This is a genomic window from Arenimonas aestuarii (genome assembly GCF_054781715.1).
The window spans coordinates 1,317,932-1,339,246 of the sequence record NZ_BAAGTW010000004.1 but is presented as its reverse complement, the minus strand read 5'-3'; the positions used below and the strand labels follow the sequence as shown (position 1 = coordinate 1,339,246).

General features: G+C 69.3%; 17 protein-coding genes. 14 read left to right on the top strand and 3 right to left on the bottom strand.

Going from position 1 to position 21,315, the window contains the following annotated elements:
• Positions 1-49 precede the first annotated feature (49 nt).
• From ACYVJH_RS07310 to ACYVJH_RS07300, 3 genes are all read left to right on the top strand, one after another.
• The gene (locus ACYVJH_RS07310; protein ID WP_460453952.1) at positions 50-478 is read left to right on the top strand and encodes an OsmC family protein; all 429 of its coding nucleotides are present in this window, start codon (positions 50-52) and stop codon (positions 476-478) included.
• A complete protein-coding gene (locus ACYVJH_RS07305; RefSeq protein ID WP_460453951.1) occupies positions 471-1,157 on the top strand; it encodes an alpha/beta fold hydrolase in 687 nt (228 codons plus the stop codon). The genes ACYVJH_RS07310 and ACYVJH_RS07305 overlap by 8 nt, the downstream gene beginning before the upstream one ends.
• Positions 1,158-1,278: 121 nt before the next feature.
• Positions 1,279-2,934, top strand: coding sequence for an amidohydrolase (locus ACYVJH_RS07300; protein WP_460453950.1), 1,656 nt, complete (start codon positions 1,279-1,281; stop codon positions 2,932-2,934).
• 22 nt (positions 2,935-2,956) lie between these two features.
• On the opposite strand, the gene ACYVJH_RS07295 is transcribed toward ACYVJH_RS07300, so the two are convergent.
• Positions 2,957-3,829, bottom strand: coding sequence for a PhzF family phenazine biosynthesis protein (locus tag ACYVJH_RS07295; RefSeq protein ID WP_460453949.1), 873 nt, complete (start codon positions 3,827-3,829; stop codon positions 2,957-2,959).
• 128 nt (positions 3,830-3,957) lie between these two features.
• Between ACYVJH_RS07295 and ACYVJH_RS07290 the strand changes: the two genes are divergently transcribed.
• The 4 genes from ACYVJH_RS07290 to ACYVJH_RS07275 all read left to right on the top strand — a co-directional run bounded on the left by ACYVJH_RS07290 (position 3,958) and on the right by ACYVJH_RS07275 (position 10,187).
• Positions 3,958-6,582: a bifunctional aspartate kinase/diaminopimelate decarboxylase gene (locus tag ACYVJH_RS07290; protein WP_460453948.1), complete on the top strand. Its 2,625-nt coding sequence runs from the start codon at positions 3,958-3,960 to the stop codon at positions 6,580-6,582.
• A complete protein-coding gene (gene murL, locus ACYVJH_RS07285) occupies positions 6,575-7,927 on the top strand; it encodes a UDP-N-acetyl-alpha-D-muramoyl-L-alanyl-L-glutamate epimerase (protein WP_460453947.1) in 1,353 nt (450 codons plus the stop codon). Before ACYVJH_RS07290 ends, murL begins: the two co-directional genes overlap by 8 nt.
• A complete protein-coding gene (murD, locus tag ACYVJH_RS07280) occupies positions 7,908-9,287 on the top strand; it encodes a UDP-N-acetylmuramoyl-L-alanine--D-glutamate ligase (protein WP_460453946.1) in 1,380 nt (459 codons plus the stop codon). Before murL ends, murD begins: the two co-directional genes overlap by 20 nt.
• 120 nt (positions 9,288-9,407) lie before the next feature.
• Positions 9,408-10,187 (top strand): dienelactone hydrolase family protein, encoded by a 780-nt coding sequence (locus ACYVJH_RS07275; protein ID WP_460453945.1) that lies wholly within the window; start codon positions 9,408-9,410, stop codon positions 10,185-10,187.
• Here ACYVJH_RS07275 and ACYVJH_RS07270 read toward each other — a convergent pair whose 3' ends face one another.
• The gene (locus ACYVJH_RS07270; RefSeq protein ID WP_460453944.1) at positions 10,188-11,186 is read right to left on the bottom strand and encodes a polyprenyl synthetase family protein; all 999 of its coding nucleotides are present in this window, start codon (positions 11,184-11,186) and stop codon (positions 10,188-10,190) included.
• 137 nt (positions 11,187-11,323) lie between these two features.
• Between ACYVJH_RS07270 and ssb the strand changes: the two genes are divergently transcribed.
• The 6 genes from ssb to ACYVJH_RS07240 are packed head-to-tail and all read left to right on the top strand — an operon-like array spanning position 11,324 to position 17,319.
• Positions 11,324-11,848: a single-stranded DNA-binding protein gene (gene ssb / locus ACYVJH_RS07265; RefSeq protein WP_460453943.1), complete on the top strand. Its 525-nt coding sequence runs from the start codon at positions 11,324-11,326 to the stop codon at positions 11,846-11,848.
• Between the two features lie 36 nt (positions 11,849-11,884).
• A complete protein-coding gene (gene rfbB, locus ACYVJH_RS07260; protein ID WP_460453942.1) occupies positions 11,885-12,940 on the top strand; it encodes a dTDP-glucose 4,6-dehydratase in 1,056 nt (351 codons plus the stop codon).
• Positions 12,941-13,825 carry a glucose-1-phosphate thymidylyltransferase RfbA gene (gene rfbA / locus ACYVJH_RS07255; RefSeq protein WP_460453941.1) on the top strand — a complete coding sequence of 295 codons (885 nt, stop codon included), beginning with the start codon at positions 12,941-12,943 and terminating at the stop codon, positions 13,823-13,825.
• Positions 13,822-14,379 (top strand): dTDP-4-dehydrorhamnose 3,5-epimerase, encoded by a 558-nt coding sequence (gene rfbC, locus ACYVJH_RS07250; RefSeq protein WP_460453940.1) that lies wholly within the window; start codon positions 13,822-13,824, stop codon positions 14,377-14,379. Before rfbA ends, rfbC begins: the two co-directional genes overlap by 4 nt.
• A 6-nt stretch (positions 14,380-14,385) precedes the next feature.
• A complete protein-coding gene (rfbD, locus tag ACYVJH_RS07245) occupies positions 14,386-15,282 on the top strand; it encodes a dTDP-4-dehydrorhamnose reductase (RefSeq protein ID WP_460453939.1) in 897 nt (298 codons plus the stop codon).
• Positions 15,283-15,339: 57 nt separating this feature from the next.
• Positions 15,340-17,319 (top strand): S9 family peptidase, encoded by a 1,980-nt coding sequence (locus ACYVJH_RS07240; RefSeq protein ID WP_460453938.1) that lies wholly within the window; start codon positions 15,340-15,342, stop codon positions 17,317-17,319.
• Between the two features lie 75 nt (positions 17,320-17,394).
• On the opposite strand, the gene ACYVJH_RS07235 is transcribed toward ACYVJH_RS07240, so the two are convergent.
• Entirely contained in the window at positions 17,395-19,113 is a 1,719-nt protein-coding gene (locus tag ACYVJH_RS07235) for a peptide MFS transporter (protein ID WP_460453937.1), read from the bottom strand.
• A gap of 110 nt (positions 19,114-19,223) precedes the next feature.
• On the opposite strand from ACYVJH_RS07235, the gene ACYVJH_RS07230 reads away from it, so the two are divergent.
• Entirely contained in the window at positions 19,224-21,314 is a 2,091-nt protein-coding gene (locus ACYVJH_RS07230; RefSeq protein WP_460453936.1) for a dipeptidyl-peptidase 5, read from the top strand.
• The last annotated feature ends 1 nt before the right edge of the window (position 21,315 follow it).

Sequence of the window (21,315 nt, the reverse complement as noted above, 5' to 3'; positions counted from 1 at the left end):
AGACTGCAGGGCACCGGCCGCGCCGCGGCCCGCCGACAGGAGCAGCACCATGGGATTCAAGCGCCACGCCACCGCCCACTGGGAAGGCAATCTGGAAACCGGCCAGGGCCGCATGAGCACGCCGCAGAGCGGACTGTTCGACGGCACCCGTTATTCATTCAAGACCCGTTTCGGCGACGAGAAGGGCAGCAACCCCGAGGAACTGCTGGCCGCCGCCCATGCCGGCTGCTACTCGATGGCGCTGAGCTTCATCCTGCAGAACGCCGGCCATACCGCCGAGCGCATCGATACCCGCGCGGACGTGCAAATGGAAATGGCGCCCGGCCCGCATGCCACCGGCGTGCACCTGACGGTGTCGGCCAAGGTGCCCGGGCTGTCGGCGGATGAGTTCTCGGACTTCGCCAACAACGCCAAGGAGAACTGCGTGATCTCCAAGGTGCTGGGCATTCCGGTCACGATGGACGCCAAACTTGCCTGAACCCCTGGCCGCCGCAGTGTTCGTGCACGGCGCGGGCGCAGGCGGCTGGGAGTGGACGGCCTGGGCGCGGGTGTTTGCCGCAGCCGGCGTCGCGGTGGCCGCGCCCGACCTGCGGCCCGGGCCGGCGGGCCTGGCCGGGACGACGCTGGCCGACTACTCCGCGCAGGTGTCGCGGTGGCTGGACGCCGTGCCGCGGCCGCGCGTCCTGGTCGGTGCGAGCCTGGGTGGCTTGCTGGCGGCGATGAACGCCGCCGACGCCGACGCGCTGGTGCTGGTCAACCCGATGCCGCCGCAGGGCCTGCCGGACGCGCCGCGCCGGCCCGCGGTGGTTCCCTGGGGGCGTTGCGCTTCCTTGGCCGGTACCCGGCGGGCCCTGCCAGGCGCCGACGACGCCGCGGCGCTGTTCGCCTTCCGGCGCTGGCGCGATGAGTCCGGTGCCGTGCTCGACCAGGCCGGCGCCGGCGTCGCACTGGCCAAACCCCCGGTGCCGGTGCTGGTGATCATCTCCGAAGCCGACCCGGACGTGCCGCCCGCCTGTTCCCAGGGCCTGGCAACCGCCTGGAACGCAAGCGCCTGGCGCGTGCCCGGCGGCCACGTCGATCCTCTGCTGGGCCGCGCGGCCCCCGAACTCGCCGAGCGCACCCTGTCCTGGCTCGCGAGCCAGGAAACACGGTCCTGAAACCGGGTCCAGGGTCGGCTTGCCGCCTCGGCCGCAGCGGGCATCGAAGCGTCGACACTGGCCCCGGCCTAAAGCGTTAAGGTTCTCCGACCCCCCTCATGGGTTTGCCTGGGAGAGATTGATGCGCCGGATTTGCCTACTGATCAGCCTGGCTGCGGCCAGCGGCCTGGTCCACGCCGAAGGCGAGCACCTGCTTGTCGCCAAGCGCATCCACACCGGTGATGCCGGGACGCCGGTCGTCGGGGCCATGGCCTGGGACGCAGAGGGCAAGGTGCTGGCCATCGGCTCCGCACAGGCGCTGTCGGCGCGCTACCCGGATGCGATCCGCCACGACGCCGGCGATGCCACCGTCGTGCCCGGGCTGGTCGATGCCCACGCCCACCTGATGAACCTGGGTTTCGCGCTGCTGCGCGCCGACCTGGTGGATGCGACCAGCAAGGCCGACGTCATCCGGCGCCTGCAGGCCTTCGAGGCCACCTTGCCCGAGGGCGCCTGGCTGCTGGGCCGCGGCTGGGACCAGAACGATTGGCCAGGCAAGCAGTTCCCGACCGCAGCCGACCTGGACGCGGCCTTCCCGGACCGTCCGGTCTGGCTCGAGCGCGTGGACGGTCACGCCGGCTGGGCCAACAGCGCTGCGCTGCGCGCCGTCGAAACCGACCTGTCCGGCGACTGGCAGCCCGACGGCGGCCGCATCCTGCGCGACGAAGCCGGCAAGGCGACCGGCGTTTTCATCGACACCGCCGCCGCCCTGGTCGATGCCGTCGTGCCGCAGCCCGATGACGCCCTGCGCGCCGAAGCCCTGGAGCGCGCGCTCGCCGCCGCGGTGGCGAACGGCCTGACCGGCGTGCACGACATGGGCGTGTCGCTGGCCGACCTGCGGCTGATGCGTGGTTTCGCCGACGCCGGCAAGCTGCCGCTGCGCATCCGTGCCTACGCCAACGGCGACGCCGACGCCCTCGACGCCCTGTGCGCGATGGGTCCCTACGAACATGCCTCCGGTCGCCTGGCCATGCGCGGCGTGAAGTTCTACGTCGATGGCGCCCTGGGCAGCCGCGGCGCCGCGCTGATCGAGGACTACAGCGACGAACCCGGCCATCGCGGCCTGCTGGTGACCGAGCCGGCCGCGTATGCCGCGGGTGTCGCCAAGGCCCGTGGCTGCGGCATCCAGCCGGCCAGCCATGCCATCGGCGACCGCGGCAACCGCGTCGTGCTCGACACCTATGCCGCCGTGCTGGGCGAGCAGGCCGGCGGCGACCACCGCTGGCGCATCGAACACGCCCAGGTGGTGCACCGCGACGACCTGCCGCGATTCGCCAGCCTCAAGGTCATCGCCTCGATGCAGCCCACGCACGCCACGTCCGACATGCCCTGGGCCGAGGCCCGCGTCGGCCGCGAGCGCCTTTACGGCGCTTATGCCTGGCAGCGCCTGCGTGCGCTCGGGGTCCCGCTGGCGCTGGGCTCGGATTTCCCGGTGGAGTCGGTGGATCCGCGCCTGGGCCTGTATTCGGCGGTGACCCGGCAGGACCGCGAGGGCAAGCCGCCGGGTGGCTGGCTGGCCGACCAGAAGCTGTCGCCGGAGCAAGCGCTGCGGGGTTTCACCGCCGGCGCCGCATTTGCGTCATTCGACGAAAAAAACACCGGCCGCCTGGCGCCCGGCTTCAGCGCGGATTTCGTCGTGCTCGACGCCGACCCGCTGGCCGTCGATGCCTCGCGCCTGCCGGCACTGACGGTGCGTTCGACGTGGGTGGATGGCCAGGCGGTCTACACCGACGACTGAGGCATGCCGCCCGCGGTCGGGGCTACCAGTCCAGGCTGCCGCGCACGACGGTTTGTACCTGGCCGCCCGACCAGACTTCGCCCTCGGCGTCCACCTGCAGGAACAGGCGGGCGTCGTGGCCGACTTCCCGGCCCTGGCTGACGACGTAGGCGCCGTCGGCGCGGGGCAGGGCGCCGGCGTGGTGCAGCCAGGCCGCCAGGGTGGCGTTGGCGGCGCCGGAGGCGGCGTCCTCCACCTGGGCCGGCTGGCCGACGAAGGCGCGTACGGCCAGATCGTGCGCGCCGCCGGTGCAGCGGGCGTAGACGCACAGGCCCATGGCTTCGGTGTCCGCGGCCAGCGTCGCGATCGCCGCCCAAGGCGGTGACAGCGCACGCAGCGAGGCCTCGTCGCGCAGTTCGGCCAGCCACCAGCGGCGGCCGCCGTCCATCAGTACGGGCGGCAGGGCGCCCAGGGGCAGCCCCGAGAGCACCGGCGCCAGGCGCGGATCGTCGATCCGGCCGGTTTCCAGCACCCGGGCGCGCGGGGCACGCACGGCCAGGCGGCGATCGCTGCCTTCGCCCTGCACCCGGATCGGCAGCAGGCCGACGGCACATTCCTGCACCAGCAGGCCCTCGCGCGGCGCCGCCAGGCCGGCGTCAAGCACGGCGTGGGCACTGCCGATGCTGGGGTGGCCGGCGAAGGGCACCTCCCGGCGCGGGCTGAAGATGCGCAGGCGGTAGCTGGCCTCCGGCGTCGATGGCGGCAGCACGAAGGTGGTTTCCGGCAGCCGGGTCCAGCGGGCGATGGCCTGCATCGCGGTCTCGTCCAGCGACGTGGCGTCGAACACCACCGCCAGCGGATTGCCGTCGCCCGGGCGGGCGGCGAAAACGTCGAGTTGTACGAACGGGTAGCGCATCGGGGGCTTCCTGCCCTGGGAGGCGCGAAGATTAGCAGCCCGGCGGTGAATCACCCCTCCACGCCCTTGGTTTACACTCGACCGGCCCGTGCCCCGCGTACCGGCTTCCCCCAGCCAGAACCCTGACCATGACTCCTGCCGCGCCCGCCGCCGGTGCCGTCGCACCGGATTGGATCGTCCTGAAGTTCGGAGGCACCTCGGTGTCCCGACGCCATCGCTGGGACACCATTGGCGCGCTGATGAAACGGCGCGCTTCCGAAGAGGGCGCGAAGGTGCTGGTGGTGGTGTCGGCGGTGTCGGGCGTCACCAACGAACTGCAGGCGATCTGCGAGGGCCACGCCGACGCACCGGGGTCCGCCGCGCGTTTTGCCGCGCTGGCCTTGCGCCACCGCGACTTCTGCCGCGACGAGCTGGGCCTGGACCCGGACACCGTGCTGGGCGAACGCCTGGCCGCGCTGCAGGCCCTGGCCGACGATCCAAGGCGCATCGCCGGTGATCTCGCCTGGCAGGCCGAGGTGCTGGGCCAGGGCGAACTGCTGTCCTCGACCCTGGGCGTGGCCTACCTGCGCTCGCAGGGCCTGGACGTGGGCTGGACCGATTCGCGTGACTGGCTGGCCGCGCGCGCGCTGCCCAACCAGAACGAATGGGCACGACGCCTGTCGGCCTCCTGCGACTTCGAAGGCGACGCCGGCCTGCGCGCCCGCTTCGACGCCGCCGGCCCGTCCCTGCGCATTGCCCAGGGGTTCATCGCGCGGGCCGAAGACGGCGGCACGGCCATCCTCGGCCGCGGTGGTTCCGATACGTCGGCGGCCTATCTGGGTGCGCTGCTCAAGGCCCGCCGCGTCGAAATCTGGACCGACGTGCCGGGCATGTTCAGCGCCAACCCGCGCCAGGTGCCGGAAGCGCGGCTGCTGTCGCGCCTGGACTACGCCGAAGCCCAGGAAATCGCCACCACCGGCGCCAAGGTGCTGCACCCGCGCTGCATCCATCCCTGCCGCGAGGCGCGCGTGCCGCTGTGGATCCGCGACACCACGCGGCCGGACATGCCGGGCACCGTCATCGACGCCTCGGCCACCACGGTGCCGGGCGTCAAGGCGATCAGTTCGCGCCGCGGTATCGTGCTGGTGTCGATGGAAACCATCGGCATGTGGCAGCAGGTCGGTTTCCTTTCCGACGTGTTCGAACGTTTCAAGGCGCACGGGCTGTCGGTGGACCTGATCGGTTCGTCCGAAGCCAACGTCACCGTGTCGCTCGACCCCAGCGACAACCTGGTCAGCACCAACGTGCTCGATGCGCTGTGCGCCGACCTGGGCCAGGTCTGCCGGGTGAAGGTGATCGCGCCCTGCGCCGCCGTCACCCTGGTCGGGCGCGGCATGCGCTCGCTGCTGCACAAGTTGTCCGACGTCTGGGCCGAATTCGGCCGCGAGCGCGTGCACCTCATCTCGCAGTCGTCCAACGACCTCAACCTCACCTTCGTGCTCGACGAAGACCTCGACGAAGACATGCTGCCGCGCCTGCACGCCCTGTTGGCGCAGTGCGGCGCGATGCCGGTGACCGAAACCGCGGTTTTCGGGCCCAGCTGGCGCAGCCTCGACAAGCCCGCGGCCAGCCGCCCGCCGACCTGGTGGCAGCGCCTGCAGCCGCGCCTGCTGGACGCGGCGAAGGCCGGCACCCCGCGCTACGCCTACCATCTGCCGACGGTGCGCGAGCGCGCCCGCGAACTGATGGACGTGGCGGCGATCGACCGGCGTTTCTACGCGCTCAAGGCCAATCCGCACCCCGACATCCTGCGCACGCTGGAAGCCGAGGGATTCGGCTTCGAGTGCGTGTCCCAGGGCGAGCTCGACCACCTGTTCGGCGTGCTGCCGGGCCTGGCGCCGGACCGGGTGCTGTTCACGCCCAGCTTCGCACCGCGGCGGGAGTTCGAGGCGGCGCTGGCGCGCGGCGTGTTCGTCACCCTCGATTCGCTGGTGCCGCTGCAGCAGTGGCCGCAGCTGTTCAAGGGCCGCGACATCGTGCTGCGGGTCGACCCGGGTTTTGGCCAGGGCCACCACGAAAAGGTGCGCACCGGCGGCAAGGACGCCAAGTTCGGACTGGCCGCGGAATCGGTGCCCCAGTTCGCGGCCGTCGCGCGCGCCACCGGCGCCCGCATCACCGGCCTGCACGCGCACATCGGCAGCGGCATCCACGACGCCCGCCATTGGCACACCGTGTACGCCAGCCTGGCGGCGATCGCCGAAGGCATCGGCACGGTGTCCTTCATCGACGTCGGCGGCGGCCTGGGCGTGGCCTACGACCCCGACGCCGCGCCGTTCGACCTGGAGGCCTACGGCGCCGCCCTGGCCGAACTCAAGGCGGCGTATCCGCATTACGCGCTGTGGGTGGAGCCGGGCCGCTACCTGGTCGCCGAAGCCGGCGTGCTGCTGCTGCATGTCACCCAGGTGGTGGACAAGCAGGGCCAGCGCCGGGTCGGCGCCGACGGCGGCATGAACGCCCTGATGCGCCCGGCGCTGTACGGCGCCTGGCATGAAATCGTCAACCTGAGCCGCCTGGACGCGCCGCCGGGCCCGCCCTGCGAAGTGGTCGGCCCGGTGTGCGAGTCGAGCGACGTGCTCGGCAAGCAGCGCCGCCTGCCCGAAGCCACCGCCGAAGGCGACGTGCTGCTGGTCGGCCACGCCGGGGCCTACGGCGCGGTGATGGCCAACCGCTACAACCTGCGCAGCTTGCCGCAGGAGGACGTGATCGATGACTGACTTCGAGCCCGGCGCGGTGCGCGCTTTCCGTTTCCTGGGTTGCCGCTTCGACCCCGGCACCGGCGAGGCGGGCCTGGACTACGCCTTCGACGACGGCCCGGTGATGACCGAGGTGCTGCGTTTCCCGGGCGCACCCTTCACGCTCGATGACGAACGCGCCGCCGCGGTGCAGCGGGCGTTGAGGCTGCTGCACCTGGTCGCCGGCGTCAGCTACTACAAGGCGGCGGTGCCGCCGGAGATCCGCATCGAGGGCTACGACATCGATGCCGCCACCGCGGCGCTGCTGACGTCGATCTACGAAAACGGACTGGGTGAGTTCGCCTACCGCAACGGGTTGTCGCTGCGCGGGAAGATCGTCTTCCCGGCCCGGGCGGATGCCGCGCCCGCGCCGGCGGCCGGGCTGTCGGAACACGCCGTGGTCGCCATCGGCGGCGGCAAGGATTCGCTGGTCAGCATCGAAGCCCTGCGCGGCGCCGGTGTCGCCCAGACCGTGGCCTGGGTCGGCGGCTCGCCGCTGATCGCCGCCTGCGCCGCGCGCACCGGCCTGCCCACGCTCAACGTGACGCGGGCCCTGTCGCCGCTGCTGTTCGAGCTCAATCGCCGCGGCGCGCTCAATGGCCACATCCCGGTGACTGCCGTGAACTCGGCCATCCTGGCCCTGGCCGCGCTGCTGCACGGGCACGACCAGGTCGTGTTCTCCAATGAACGTTCGGCCAGCTATGGCAGCCTGATCCCCGGTACCGGCGAGGTGAACCACCAGTGGTCCAAGGGCTGGGAGTTCGAGCGCGACTTCGCCGCCCACCTGCGTAGCCATGTCGCCGCCGACCTGCGCTATTACTCGCTGCTGCGGCCGTTCTCCGAGCTGGCGGTGGCGCGCCAGTTCGCGCGCATCGACCACTACGACGCGTTCTTCTCCAGCTGCAACCGCAACTTCCACCTGCTCGGCGAGCGGCCGGCGCAGCGCTGGTGCGGGGTTTGCCCGAAATGCCACTTCGTGTTCCTGGCGCTGGCGCCGTTCATGCCCAAGCCGCGGCTGATGGGCATCTTCGGTCGCAACCTGCTCGACGAAGCCGACCAGGCCGCGGGCTTCGACGCGCTGATGGAATACCGCGACCACAAGCCCTTTGAATGCGTCGGCGAAGGCCGGGAATCGCGGGCGGCCATGGAGCTGCTGGCCAACAGCGCGGCCTGGCGCGAGGATGCGCTGGTGAAGCGATACGCCCGCGAAATCCGCCCGCAGCTCGACCCGGCCGAAAGGGGGCTGGCGTCGCTGCTCGAACCCTCGGATGATCACGGCATCCCCGACGCCTTGTGGGAGCGTCTGCGTGCGAATTTCGGAGCTTGAAGGAAAGCGGGTCGCGATCTGGGGCTACGGCCGCGAGGGTCGTTCGGCGCTGGCCGCCCTGCGCTGGCGCCTGCCCAGCCAGCCGGTAACGGTGTTTTGTTCCCACGACGAAGCCGAACCCCTGCGTGACATGCAGGACCCGGCCCTGCGCATCGAAACCAGCGTCAACGCGCAGATGCTGGCCGAACACGAGATCGTGGTGAAGTCACCGGGCATCAGTCCCTACACCTCGCCCGCCGCCGACGCCGCGCTCGAGGGCGTGCGATTCATCGGCGCCAGCGGACTGTGGTTCGCCGAGCCGGGCGCCGGCAAGCGCATCTGCATCACCGGCAGCAAGGGCAAGTCCACGACGACCGCCCTGGTGGCCCACCTGCTGCGCGCCTCGGGCGCGCGCACCGCGCTGGCCGGAAATATCGGCCTGCCCCTGCTCGAACTCCTGGACGTGCAGCCTCCGCCCGCCTACTGGGCGATCGAGCTGTCGAGCTACCAGACCGGCGAGGCCAGCGACGTGGACGTGGCGGTGGTGCTGAACCTGTTCCCGGAGCACCTGGACTGGCACGGCAGCGAGGCGCGTTATTACGCCGACAAACTGGCCCTGGTCACCCGCGCAGCCCCGCGCGTGGCGGTGCTCAACGCCGGCGACCCGCGCCTGGCCGAACTCGACGTGCCGGCCGCCACCAAGGTGCACTGGTTCAACCATTCCGACGGCTGGCACCTGCGCGAAGCCATGGTCTACCGCGGCGAACAGCCGGTGCTCGATGCGCGCCACGTGCCGCTGCCGGGCCGGCACAACCGCCTGAACCTGTGCGCGGCCCTGGCCACCGTCGAGGCCCTGGGCCTGGATGCCGTCTCGCTGGCGGCTTCGGCGGCCGGTTTCCGGGCCCTGCCGCACCGCCTGCAATCACTGGGCCTGCGCCACGGCATCGAATCGGTGAACGACTCGATCTCGACCACGCCCCAGTCCACCATCGCGGCGCTCGATTGTTACCGCGGTCGCCGCGTCGCCCTGCTGGTGGGCGGCTATGACCGCGGCCTCGACTGGGGCGTCTGCGTCGAACGCATCGCCGCCGAACCGGTCACTGCCGTCGTGACCATGGGCCAGAACGGCCCGCGCATCCATGAAAAGCTCAAGCCCTTGGCCCAGGGCGGCCGTTTCATCCTGGCCGAAGCCGAGGAAGTGGACGAGGCGGTGAAGCTGGGCCTGCGCGCCCTGGGTCACGACGGCGTGCTGCTGCTCTCGCCCGGTGCGCCGAGTTTTCCGCGCTACCGCGACTACATCGACCGCGGCCGTCACTTCGCCAAGGCGGCCGGCTTCGATCCCGACCTGATCAATACCATCCCCGGCCTCGGCGTCGCCTAGGCCCTGGGATCGGTTTTCATTGTTATTTCACGGTTGCAGGGACAGCATTGCCAGCGCTCGACGCTGACCCCGGTTTCCGGGAAAGTCGTCCCTGATCCCGGTTTCCCAGGAGCCCCTGCCATGCGCCATTGCCTTTCCTTCCTCGCCTTGTTCGTCCTTGCCGCGGCCGCCCAGGCCAAGCCCACCGCCGAGCCGGTGAGCTGGCAGCATGGCGGCACCACCTTCGACGGTTACCTTGTCTACGACGCTGAAAACAAGGCTCCGCGCCCGGGCCTGGTGATGGTGCCCAACTGGATGGGCGTCACCGACGCCGCGGTCGAGAAGGCCAAGGCGCTGGCCGGCGACGACTACGTGATCCTGCTGGTGGACATGTATGGCAGCGGCGTGCGCCCGGCGAATGCCCAGGAGGCCGGCAAGGCCGCCGGCGCCGTGTATGCCGACCGCGAGGCCCTGCGCGGCCGCATCAATACCGCGCTGGGCGTGCTGCGCGATTCGGCCGGCAGGGCGCCACTGGATGTCGCGGACATCGGCGGCATCGGCTTTTGCTTCGGCGGCGCGATCGTGCTGGAGCTGGCGCGCAGCGGCGCCGACGTGGCCGGCGTGGTCAGCTTCCATGGCAACCTCGAAACGTCGATGCCGGCGAAGGAAGGCGAGGTCAGCGCCAGCCTGCTGGTGCTCAACGGCGCCGCCGACACCTACGTGCCGCAGGCGCAGATCACCGGCTTCCAGGACGAGATGACGGCGGCCGGGGCCGACTGGCAGTTCGTGAACTTCAGCGGCGCGGTGCACTGCTTTGCCGAGGCCGACGCCAACAGCCCGGGCTGCATGTACGACGCCCGGGCCGCCAAGCGCGCCTACGGGATGATGGAAAACTTCTTCGCCGAGCGCTTCGCCGACTGATCAGTGCCCGCGGGCGACGGCGTAGCGGGCCAGGCCGCGCAGGGCCCGCGCCCATTCGGAGTCGGGCAGGGCATCGAGGGCGGCTTCGGCGCGATCGGCATAGTGGGCTGCGCGATCGCGGCTGTAGTCGATGCCGCCGGAGCGGCTGATCGCCGCCAGCACGTCGGGCATCGCGTCGGCGTCGCCGGCTTCGATGGCCTTGCGCAGGCGGGCCCGCACGTCGTCGTCGGCGTGGGCCATGGCGTGGATCAGGGGCAGGGTGGCCTTGCCCTCGGCGAGGTCGTCGCCCAGGTTCTTGCCCAGGGCGTCGGCGTCGGCGGTGTAATCGAGCACGTCGTCGGCGATCTGGAAGGCCAGGCCCAGGTTCATGCCGTAGTCGTGCATGGCCTGCTGGGTGGCGTCGTCGGCCCCGGCCAACAGGGCGCCCAGGCGCGTGGCCGCCGCGAAAAGAACCGCCGTCTTGCGTTCAATGACCCGCAGGTAGGCCGCCTCGTCGGTGTCGGGGTTGTGCACGTGCAGCAGCTGCAGCACCTCGCCCTCGGCGATCTGGTTGGTGGTGTCGGCCAGGATGCGCATGACCGGCATCGAATCGAGCTCCACCATCAGCTGGAAGCTGCGCGAGTACAGGAAATCGCCGACCAGCACGCTGGGTGCGTTGCCCCACAGGGCGTTGGCGGTGCGCCGGCCGCGGCGCAGGTCGGATTGGTCCACCACGTCGTCGTGCAGCAGGGTCGAGGTGTGGATGAACTCGATGATCGCCGCCAACTGGTGCGCGCGCGGGCCGCCGCCGCCCAGGGCCCGGGCGGCCAGCACGACCAGCATGGGCCGCAGGCGTTTGCCGCCGGCGGCGACGATATGTTCGGAAATCTGGTTGATCAGCACCACGTCCGAGGCCAGCCGGCCGCGGATCAGGGTGTCCACGGCGGCCATCTCGCCGGCGGCGAGGGCCTGGATCTGGGATATGCCGGGCAGGGTAACGGGGCGGGGTTGGGCTGACATGGCGCGATTATACGATTCCCGGCGCCCTTTCCGGGCGGATTCCGACCCCCCGCGGGGGTGGCGGCCGGTGGCCCGGGCGGCGAAGGCTGGCATAATCGGCCCTTCATACAGCTGAACCATACAAAGGCAGGATCGCCATGGCGCGCGGTGTCAACAAAGTCATCCTGGTCGGAAACCTCGGCAACGACCCCGACATGAAGTACACGCAGGGCGGCATGGCCATCTGCACCCTTTCCCTGGCCACCAGTTCGGTGCGCAAGGACAAGGAAGGCAACCAGCAGGAACGCACCGAGTGGCATCGCGTGAAGCTGTTCGGCAAGCTCGGCGAAATCGCTGGCGAATACCTCAAGAAGGGTCGCCAGGTGTATATCGAGGGCGAGATCCGCTACGACAAGTTCACCGGCCAGGACGGCCAGGAAAAGTACATCACCGAAATCGTTGCCAACGAGATGCAGATGCTCGGCGGCGGCGGTGGTGAAGGCGGCGGCGGTGGCGGTGGCGGCGGCATGCGCTCCGAGCGACCCGCGCGTCCGGCGGCCCGTTCCGGCGGCGGTGGTGGCGGCGGCGACTACGGCAACCGGGGTGGTGGTGGCGGCGGTGGTGGCGGTTCGGCGCCTTCGCGCGGCGATGACCCGTTCCCGGACGACGACATCCCGTTCTGATCGCGTTTCCCCGCCCTACCTGACAGGAACAATGCAATGCAGACCTGGCTGGTCACTGGCGGCGCCGGCTTCATTGGCGGCAACTTCGTGCTCGACGCGGTGGCGTCGGGCATCCGCGTGGTCAACCTCGATGCGTTGACCTACGCCGGCAACCTCGACACGCTGGCGTCGCTCGACGGCAACCCCGGCCATATGTTCGTCCAGGGTGACATCGGCGACCGCGCACTGGTGGGACGCCTGCTAGCCGAATTCCGGCCCCGGGCCATCGTCAACTTCGCCGCCGAGAGCCACGTCGACCGCTCGATAGATGGGCCGGGCGCTTTCGTGCAGACCAATGTCGTGGGTACCTTCAACCTGCTCGAGGCGGCGCGCGAGTATTTCCGCGGCCTCGATAGCGACGAGCGGGGCGCGTTCCGCTTCCTGCACGTGTCCACCGACGAGGTTTACGGCTCGCTGGGCGACGAAGGCAGGTTCACGGAAGACACGCCCTACGCGCCCAGTTCGCCTTACTCGGCGTCCAAGGCGGCCTCCGACCACCTGGTGCGCGCCTACCACCACACCTACGGGCTGCCGGTGCTGACCACCAACTGCTCGAACAACTACGGGCCCTATCAGTTCCCGGAGAAATTGATCCCGCTCATCATCCAGAAGGCCCTGGCCGGGGACTCGCTGCCGGTTTACGGGGACGGTCGCAACGTGCGCGACTGGCTGTTCGTGGGGGACCATTGCGCCGCCATCCGCCGGGTCCTGGAAGGCGGTCGGGTGGGCGAGACCTACAACATCGGGGGCGATGCCGAGCGGCAGAACATCGAGGTCGTGAAGGCCGTCTGCGCACTGCTCGACCAGCGCCGCCCGCGCGCGGACGGCAAGCCGCGCGACTCGCAGATAAGCTTCGTCAGCGACCGCCCGGGCCACGACCGCCGCTATGCCATCGACGCTTCGAAAATCCGCTCCGAGCTGGGCTGGAGTCCGTCGGTGGACTTCGAACAGGGACTGGCGACCACCATCGACTGGTACCTCGACAACCCGGACTGGGTGCGGCGTGTACTCGACGGCAGCTACCGGCTCGAACGATTTGGCCAGGAGGCCTGAATGAATCGCAAGGGAATCATCCTGGCCGGCGGTTCCGGCACGCGGCTCTATCCGCTCACGCAGTCGGTGTCCAAGCAGCTGCTGCCGGTGTACGACAAGCCGATGATCTACTACCCGCTCAGCGTGCTGATGCTGGCAGGCATCCGCGAAATCCTGGTCATCAACACCCCGCACGAGCAGGAATTGTTCAAGCGCCTGCTGGGCGACGGTTCGCAGTGGGGCATGGACATCCGCTACGCGGCCCAGCCCAGCCCCGATGGCCTGGCCCAGGCCTTCCTGATCGGGGAAGACTTCCTCGCCGGCCAGCCAAGCTGCCTGGTGCTGGGCGACAACATCTTCCACGGCACCGGGTTGACCGAGCGGCTCAAGCGCGCCGATGCGCGCGAGCACGGCGCCACGGTCTTCGGTTATTGGGTCAAGGATCCGGAACGCTACGGCGTGGCGGCGTTCGATGCCGCGGGCAAGGTCGTGGACATCGAGGAAAAACCGGCCAAACCCAAGTCCAACTACGCCGTCACCGGCCTGTACTTCTACGACGGCCGCGCCCCTGGATTCGCGAGAACGCTCAAGCCCTCGCCGCGCGGCGAGCTGGAAATCACCGACCTCAACCGCATCTACCTCGAGGAAGGCGGCCTGCACCTGGAGCAGCTGGGCCGCGGCTACGCCTGGCTCGACACCGGCACGCACCAGTCGCTGCTCGAAGCCTCGACCTTCATCGAAACCATCGAAGCGCGCCAGGGTCTGCGCGTGTGCTGCCCCGAGGAAATCGCCTGGGGCAACGGCTGGATCAGCGACGCGCAGCTGCTTGAGTTGGCCAAGCCCCTGGCCAGGAATGGCTACGGCCAGTACCTGATGTCCCTGGTCGAACGCGGGTCGGTGCCGTGAAGGTCATCGAAACCGACCTGCCCGGCTGCCTGCTGTTCGAGCCCAGGGTGTTCAGCGACGAGCGCGGCTATTTCTACGAAGCTTTCAACCACGACAAGCTCAAGCCCCTGGGTCTGGCCCCGGGCTTCGTGCAAGGCAATGTCTCGCGCTCCGGACGCGGGGTTCTGCGCGGCCTGCACTACCAGTGGCCAAAGCCGCAGGGCAAGCTCGTTTCGGTGCTCGAAGGCGAAGTCTGGGACGTGGCCGCGGACATCCGCCGCGGCTCGCCGACCTTCGGCCGCTGGGCCGCGGCGGTGATCAGCGCGGAGAACAAGCGCCAGTTCTGGATCCCGGAAGGTTTCGCGCACGGGTTCGTCGTGCTCAGCGAACAGGCCACCTTCCACTACCTGTGCACGGCCACCTACGACCCGCAGGCCGACGCCGCGGTGCGCTGGGACGACGCCGACCTGGCGATCGACTGGCCGGTCGGGAATCCGTCGCTTTCCGGCAAGGACGCCGCCGCGCCATTCCTGGCCGACATCCCGGCCGACCGCCTGCCGCCTTACGAGGCCTGAGCCGGCATGCGCCTGCTGCTGCTGGGTGCCAACGGACAGGTCGGGCATGAATTGCGCGCCGCCCTGGCCCCCCTGGGTGACGTGGTCGCCGCCACCCGCAGTGGCCAGCTGCCGGATGGCAGCCAGGCGGAACGGGCCGACCTGTCCGATCCCGCGAGCCTGCCCGGCCTTGTCGGGCGCGTGGCGCCGGACCTGGTCGTCAACGCCGCCGCCTATACGGCCGTGGACCGCGCCGAAAGCGAACCCGAGCTGGCCTCGTGCATCAACGCGCAGGCACCGGGCGAGCTTGCGCGGGCCTGCGCGGAGGCGGGCATCGGCCTGGTTCACTTTTCCACCGATTACGTCTTCGACGGCAGCCAGTCGCGGCCCTGGCGCGAGGACGATCCGACCGGGCCGCTTGGCGTCTACGGCCAGAGCAAGCTGGCCGGCGAAGAGGCCATCCGCGCCAGCGGCGCGGCACACAAGATCTTCCGCCTGTGCTGGGTCTACGGCCCGCGGGGCCACAACTTCCTGCTGACCATGCTGCGGCTGGGCAGGGAGCGCGACCAGCTGCGGGTTGTGAACGACCAGCGTGGCACGCCCACCAGCGCCCATCGCATCGCCGCGGGCGTCGCCGGCGCCCTGCAAGCGATGCCCGACGCCAGTGGCACCTGGCACCTGGCGGCCGAGGGCGAGTGCAGCTGGTTCGAATTCGCCGAAGAGATATTCCGCCAGGCCGTCGAACGGGGCCTCCTGACGAAGGCGCCGGCGCTGGAAGGCATCCCGGGAAGCGACTATCCGTCGCCAGCCCGGCGCCCGGCCTATTCGCGGCTCGACACCGCTGCCTTCACGCGCGATACCGGTCTTCACCTTGGTGACTGGCGGGAAGGCCTGGCCGAGGCCCTGGCCGCGCTTGCGCGCTAGCGACGGGGCCCCTATCGTTCGGCGTTGACGTCGTCAAACACGAACCGGGGAGTTCCGATGAAATCCGTCATTACCGCGCTGGCCCTGCTTGCCGGCGCCAGCGCCTCTGCCGCCGAGTTGCCCTCGGTCGAGCACTTCATGCGCCACGCCACCTATTCGAATGCACGTATCTCGCCCACCGGCGAATACCTGGCAATCGGCGTGGACCGCGGAGGTCAGGACGTCCTGACGGTGATCCGCCTCAAGGACATGAAACTCCTGAAGGTGAACGTGCTGCCCGACGAGAAGTCGGTGTCCGGCTACCAGTGGATCGGCGACGACCGCCTCATCTTCACCGCCATCCGCAAGGTCGGCAGCTTCGCCCAGCCCTTCGGCACCGGCGAGTGGTACGCCGTCAACGCCGACGGCAGCCAGCCGCGCCCGGTCATCTTCTACGGCAGCCGCGGTACCGCCGAGCGCGCCAAGGCGGTCTTCAACCAGCGCTTCGGCATGGTCGACCCGCTCGAGGACGATCCGCGCAACGTGCTGATGTCGGCCAGTTCCCCGCGCTCGCGCACCGGCTCGAACACCGAGCTGGTGATGGTCGACACCGTCACCGGCACCCGCAAGACGCTGGCGACCGCGCCGCGCGAGAACTGCAGCCTCGCGGTCGACGAGAAGAAGCAGCCGCGTTTCGCCCTGTGTTTCGACCAGGAAAACGAGGACGGTGAATACGACACCCGCACCGAGCTCTACCGCCTCGGTGACGACGGCAAGTGGGCCCTGGTGAACAACACCGACATCGGCGACGGCAAGCAGGTCCGCGTCGCCTGGACCGCGAAGGACGGCACCATCTACGCCCTGCAGGACGACGGCAAGAAGCCGGCGGCCTTCGGCACGCTGGACCGCCAGACCGGCACCTTCCAGAAGATCTTCCAGGACGAGGTGTCCGATATTTCCCGGTACGTGGTGTCGCCCACGGACGACAAACCGCTGGCCGTGGTGACCGAGGCGGGCATCCCGCGCATCGAACTTGTCGACGAAGCGCACGCCGACAGCGAGCTCTACGCCTCGCTCGCCGGCGCCTTCCCGGGCCAGGTGGTGAACTTCAGCACCGCCACCCGCGACGGCAGCAAGGTCGTGGTTTCGGTCTACAGCGACCGCAACCCCGGCGAGCTGTACCTGTTCGACCGCGACACCGGCAAGGCCCGCTTCCTGATGAAGGCCCGCGAATGGGTCAACCCGGAAAACTCGGCTTCGGTGCGCCCCTTCGATTTCGTCAACCGCGACGGCATGCGCATTTACGGCTACCTGACGATCCCCAAGGGCAGCGACGGCAAGAACCTCCCGCTCATCGTCAACCCGCATGGCGGCCCGATGGGCCCGCGCGACAACTGGGGCTACAACCCGGAAACCCAGCTCTTCGCCAGCCGCGGTTACGCCACCCTGCAGGTCAACTTCCGCGGCTCGGGTGGTTTCGGCAAGGCCTTCCAGGACATGGCCTTCGGCCAGTGGCACACCGGCATCATGAACGACATCATCGACGCCACCCGCTGGGCCATCAATGAAGGCGTGGCCAACCCGGACCGCGTGTGCATCTACGGCGGAAGCTTCGGCGGCTATTCGGCGATGATGGCGCCGGCCCGCGAGCCCGACCTGTACTCGTGCGCCTTCGGTTATGTCGGCGCCTACGACGGCGAAGTGCAGATGAAGCTCAGCGACACCAGCCGCAGCGAGGCTGGCCGCGCCTACATGCGCCGTGCCTTCGGTGCGACCGAGTCCGAGCGCGCCGAAGCCATGCCGGTCACCTACGCCTCCAAGATCGACATCCCGGTCTTCCTGGCCGCCGGCGCCCGCGACCCGCGCTGCCCGCCGGAGAACACCGAAGTGATGTTCGAGGCGCTCGAACGCGCCGGCAACAAGCCCGAAGGCATGATCATCCAGTCCGGCGAGATGCACGGCTTCTACGACGTCGATAACCGCGTGAACCTGTATTCGCAGATGCTGGAGTTCTTCAACCGGCACATCGGGGACAAGGCTCAGGTCGCTACCAACTGAGCCTGGCCCGCAGGTCCGATATGGAAACGGCGCCCGGAAGGGCGCCGTTTTTCATTGCCGAGACGAGTGAGGGGTCTATTTCACCCCGTGCATCCAGCGCTTCACCAGCGGGCTGGCAAGCGCGAACACCAGGCCGGTGCCGACGCCCACCCAGAGCATCAGTTCGAACAGGCCACCGTATTTCGCCCCGGCGTCGGCCATGTCGATGACGCCGTCCGCGGGCAGGTCCAGCGCCGCGAGTTTTCCGAACTGCGCGGCCAGCACCTCCGAATAGGCCGTTGCCAGCCAGAACGCGCCCATCATCAGGCCCACCACGCGGGCCACGGAAAGTTGCGTCACCGCCGACAGTCCGATCGGGGACAGGCACATCTCGCCGATCTCCAGAACGAAATACGCCAGCACCAGCCACCAGACGCTGGCCATCACGCCGCCCGAGGCCGATTCGGCGGCCAGCATCAGCGGCACGAACGCGAGGCCGGCCGCGACCAGGCCGATGCCCATCTTCAGCGGCTTGGAGGGATTGAGGCCGCGCCGGTCCAGCCAGGGCCAGAGCCAGGCGAACACCGGCGACAGGACCACGATGAAGAACGCGCCCAGGAAGGTCAGCGAGCCGGCGGTCTGCTGCACCATCACCACGTCGTGCACGATGGCCACGCCGATGCCCAGGGCCAGCAGCGCGACCATCGCCTTGGCAAAACCATCGCGGCCGCGGTCGCTGGCCTTGAGCGCCAGCACCATCAGCACCGGGCTCAGGCCCAGCGCGAAGATGGCCCAGGGCACGGTGGCCTGGTAGCCGATCGGCAGCGCGCCGAAGAGGTCCTTGGTGAGCATGCGGTCGGTGAACGTCACCCAGGAGCCATAGGTCTGCTCGTACAGGGTGAAGAACACCAGCACGCCCATGATCAGGAAGACCAGCGCCAGCATCTGCTGGCGCTCCTTGCGACTGCAATGCTTGACCAGGAACCAGGCGAACCAGGCCAGGAAGACCACCGCAATCAGGTGCATCGCGCCGTGCACGGTCCAGGTGCGCTGGATCAGCTGCCAGACCAGGGCGACGCCGGCGAGGCTGCCCAGGTAGATCCAGATTTCGCGGCTGAACGGGCCGACCCGCTGGCGAAGTTTCGCCGGGTCGTTGGGCTCGGCCTGTCCCATCAGGTATTTCTGGCCCCACAGGAAGACGATGAGGCCGGCGACCATGCCTATGCCGGCGGCGCCGAAGCCATACTTCCAGCCATAGGTCTCGCCCAGGAAGGCACAGACCAGGCTGGCGAACATCGCGCCGACGTTGATGCCGGCGTAGAACACCGTGAAACCCGAATCCAGGCGCGGGTCGTTGGCCGGGTACAGCCGGCCGACGATGGTGGAGATATTGGGCTTGAGGAAACCCACGCCCATGATGATCAGCGCCAGCGACAGGTAGAACACCTGCAGCGCACCTTCGTCGCGCACGATCACTCCGTCCACCAGTCGCGCCTGCTCGCCCTCGAAGGCCATGCCCAGGTGGCCCAGCACCAGCAGCACCGCGCCGAACACCACGGCCTTGCGCATGCCCAGGTAGCGGTCGGCCAGCAGGCCGCCGATGACCGGCACGGCATACACCAGGCCGCCGTAGGCCCCCAGCAGGTCCAGGCCCAGCGCGTCAGTGAACAGGTGGTACTTGAGCAGGTAGAGCAGCAGCAGCGCCTTCATGCCGTAGAACGAGAAGCGTTCCCACATTTCCGTGAAGAAGCAGACGTACAGGCCCTTGGGATGGCCCAGGAAGTCGTCGCGGGCGGGCAGGGGGGTCGCGTTCACAGGCAGGCTCCGGTCGGGGTCGGCCGAGTATAGGGTCGGTTGGGCCCGCCGGCTTTGCTTCCCCGGCACGGGCTGCCTAACATGGCGGCTGGCATCCCGAGGATCACGTCATGGCCCTGCGCTCCCTGCTCACCTTGCTGCTGGCGCCGGCCTTGCTGGCCCCCGCGGCGGTCGACGCCAAACCCTTCGACGCCCGCGACCTGGTCACCCTTGACCGCGTATCCGCGCCGACCCTGTCACCCGATGGCCGGCACCTGCTGGTGACGATTCGCGAAGTGGACTTCGAGGCCAACAAGGCCAGCACCGGGCTCTGGATCAGGGACCTGTACGCCCGCGACGTCGCGCCGCCGAGACGTTTCACCCCGGAGGGACTGGGCGCCGGCAGCGCGGCGTTTTCGCCCGATGGCCGCGCGGTGTATTTCCTGTCCTCGAAGTCCGGGTCGTCACAGCTTTGGAAGCAGGCCCTTGGCGCCGGTGAGCCGGTGCAGGTGAGCGACTACCCGCTGCCGGTCGGCACCTTCAAGGTCTCCCCCGACGGCAGCGCCGTGGCGCTGAGCTTCGAGGTCTTCACCGACTGCGGCACCCTGGCCTGCACGAAGCAGAGGCTCGATGCCAATGCGGACGCCAAGACCAGCGGCGTTCTTTACGAGGGCCTGTTCGTCCGCCACTGGGACACCTGGAAGGATGGCCGCCGCAACCAGCTGTTCGTGGCCCGCTTCGACGATGAAGGCATGGCCGGCAGCGAACCCGCGCGCGTGAGCGCCGGCATCGAAGGCGACGTGCCCGCCAAGCCCTTCGGCGGCAAGGACGACTACACCTGGGCGCCGGACAGCCAGTCGCTGGTGTTCGCCGCCAAGGCCGTGGGCCGCGAGGAAGCCTGGTCCACCGACTTCGACCTCTACCATGCGCGTGCGTCCGGCAGCGGCGCGCCGAAGAACCTGACCGAGGCCAATTCGGCCCTGGACGGCGGCCCGGTGTTCTCGGCCGACGGCAAGACCCTGTATTACCGCGCGATGAAACACCCCGGCTTCGAAGCCGACCGCCTGGCCCTGATGGCCATGGACCTGGCCAGCGGCAAGACCCGCGAGATCGCGCCGGACTGGGACCGTTCGGCCAGCAACATCACGCTGTCGGCGGACGGCAGCGCGATCTACGCCACGACCAACGACGTCGGCACCTACGCGCTGTACAAGGTGGATATCGCCAGCGGCAAGGCAGAAAAGATCGTCGGCGGCGGCACGGTCGGCGGTTACGACCTGGTCGGCGACACCCTGGCCTATACCTTCGAGGACCTCGATTCCCCGGCCCAGGCCTTCGTCGCCCGCGCCGACGGCAGCCGGGCCCGGCAGGTCACGGTGCAGAACGCCGAGGTGCTGGAGAACATTCAGTTCGGTGCCTACGAGCAGTTCAATTTCAAGGGCTGGAACGACGAAACCGTGCACGGCTACGTCGTCAAGCCGGCGGGCTTCGAGGAGGGCAAGCAGTACCCGGTGGCCTTCCTCATCCACGGCGGTCCGCAGGGCAGCTTCGGCAACAACTTCCACTACCGCTGGAATGCGCAGACCTACGCCGGCGCAGGTTTCGCCGTGGTGATGATCGACTTCCACGGGTCGACCGGCTACGGCCAGGCCTTCACCGATTCGATCAGTGGCGACTGGGGCGGCAAGCCGCTCGAGGACCTGCAGAAGGGCTGGGCCGCGGCGCAGGAGAAGTATTCCTTCCTCGACGGAGAACGCGCCTGCGCGCTGGGCGGCAGCTATGGCGGTTACATGGTTGCGTGGATCGCCGGCAACTGGCCCGACGGTTTCGACTGCCTGGTCAACCACGCCGGCGTGGTCGACACGCGCATCATGGGCTTCAACACCGAAGAGCTGTGGTTCACCGAATGGGAAAACGGCGGCAGCCCGGTGCAAAAGCCCGAGGCCTACGAGCAGTTCAACCCGATCAGGCACGTCGACAAGTGGAAGACCCCGATGCTGGTCATCCACGGCCAGCTCGACTACCGGGTGCTGGTGGAGCAGGGCCTGGCCGCGTTCTCGGCCGCCCAGCGCCAGGGCGTGCCCAGCCAGCTGCTGTATTTCCCGGACGAAAACCACTGGATCCTGAAGCCGCACAACAGCGTGCTGTGGCATGACACGGTCAATGCCTGGCTCAAGCGCTGGACCGCGGAAGACGCCGGGATGGAGCCGGCGAAGGACTGAC

Coding starts and splice junctions, on each gene's coding strand:
- rfbA (WP_460453941.1), top strand. CDS start 12,941: ATGAATCGCAAGGGAATCATCCTGGCCGGCGGTTCCGGCACGCGGCTC.
- ACYVJH_RS07310 (WP_460453952.1), top strand. CDS start 50: ATGGGATTCAAGCGCCACGCCACCGCCCACTGGGAAGGCAATCTGGAA.
- rfbB (WP_460453942.1), top strand. CDS start 11,885: ATGCAGACCTGGCTGGTCACTGGCGGCGCCGGCTTCATTGGCGGCAAC.
- ACYVJH_RS07230 (WP_460453936.1), top strand. CDS start 19,224: ATGGCCCTGCGCTCCCTGCTCACCTTGCTGCTGGCGCCGGCCTTGCTG.
- ACYVJH_RS07270 (WP_460453944.1), bottom strand. CDS start 11,186: ATGTCAGCCCAACCCCGCCCCGTTACCCTGCCCGGCATATCCCAGATC.
- ssb (WP_460453943.1), top strand. CDS start 11,324: ATGGCGCGCGGTGTCAACAAAGTCATCCTGGTCGGAAACCTCGGCAAC.
- ACYVJH_RS07240 (WP_460453938.1), top strand. CDS start 15,340: ATGAAATCCGTCATTACCGCGCTGGCCCTGCTTGCCGGCGCCAGCGCC.
- ACYVJH_RS07290 (WP_460453948.1), top strand. CDS start 3,958: ATGACTCCTGCCGCGCCCGCCGCCGGTGCCGTCGCACCGGATTGGATC.
- ACYVJH_RS07295 (WP_460453949.1), bottom strand. CDS start 3,829: ATGCGCTACCCGTTCGTACAACTCGACGTTTTCGCCGCCCGCCCGGGC.
- murL (WP_460453947.1), top strand. CDS start 6,575: ATGACTGACTTCGAGCCCGGCGCGGTGCGCGCTTTCCGTTTCCTGGGT.
- ACYVJH_RS07300 (WP_460453950.1), top strand. CDS start 1,279: ATGCGCCGGATTTGCCTACTGATCAGCCTGGCTGCGGCCAGCGGCCTG.
- rfbD (WP_460453939.1), top strand. CDS start 14,386: ATGCGCCTGCTGCTGCTGGGTGCCAACGGACAGGTCGGGCATGAATTG.
- ACYVJH_RS07275 (WP_460453945.1), top strand. CDS start 9,408: ATGCGCCATTGCCTTTCCTTCCTCGCCTTGTTCGTCCTTGCCGCGGCC.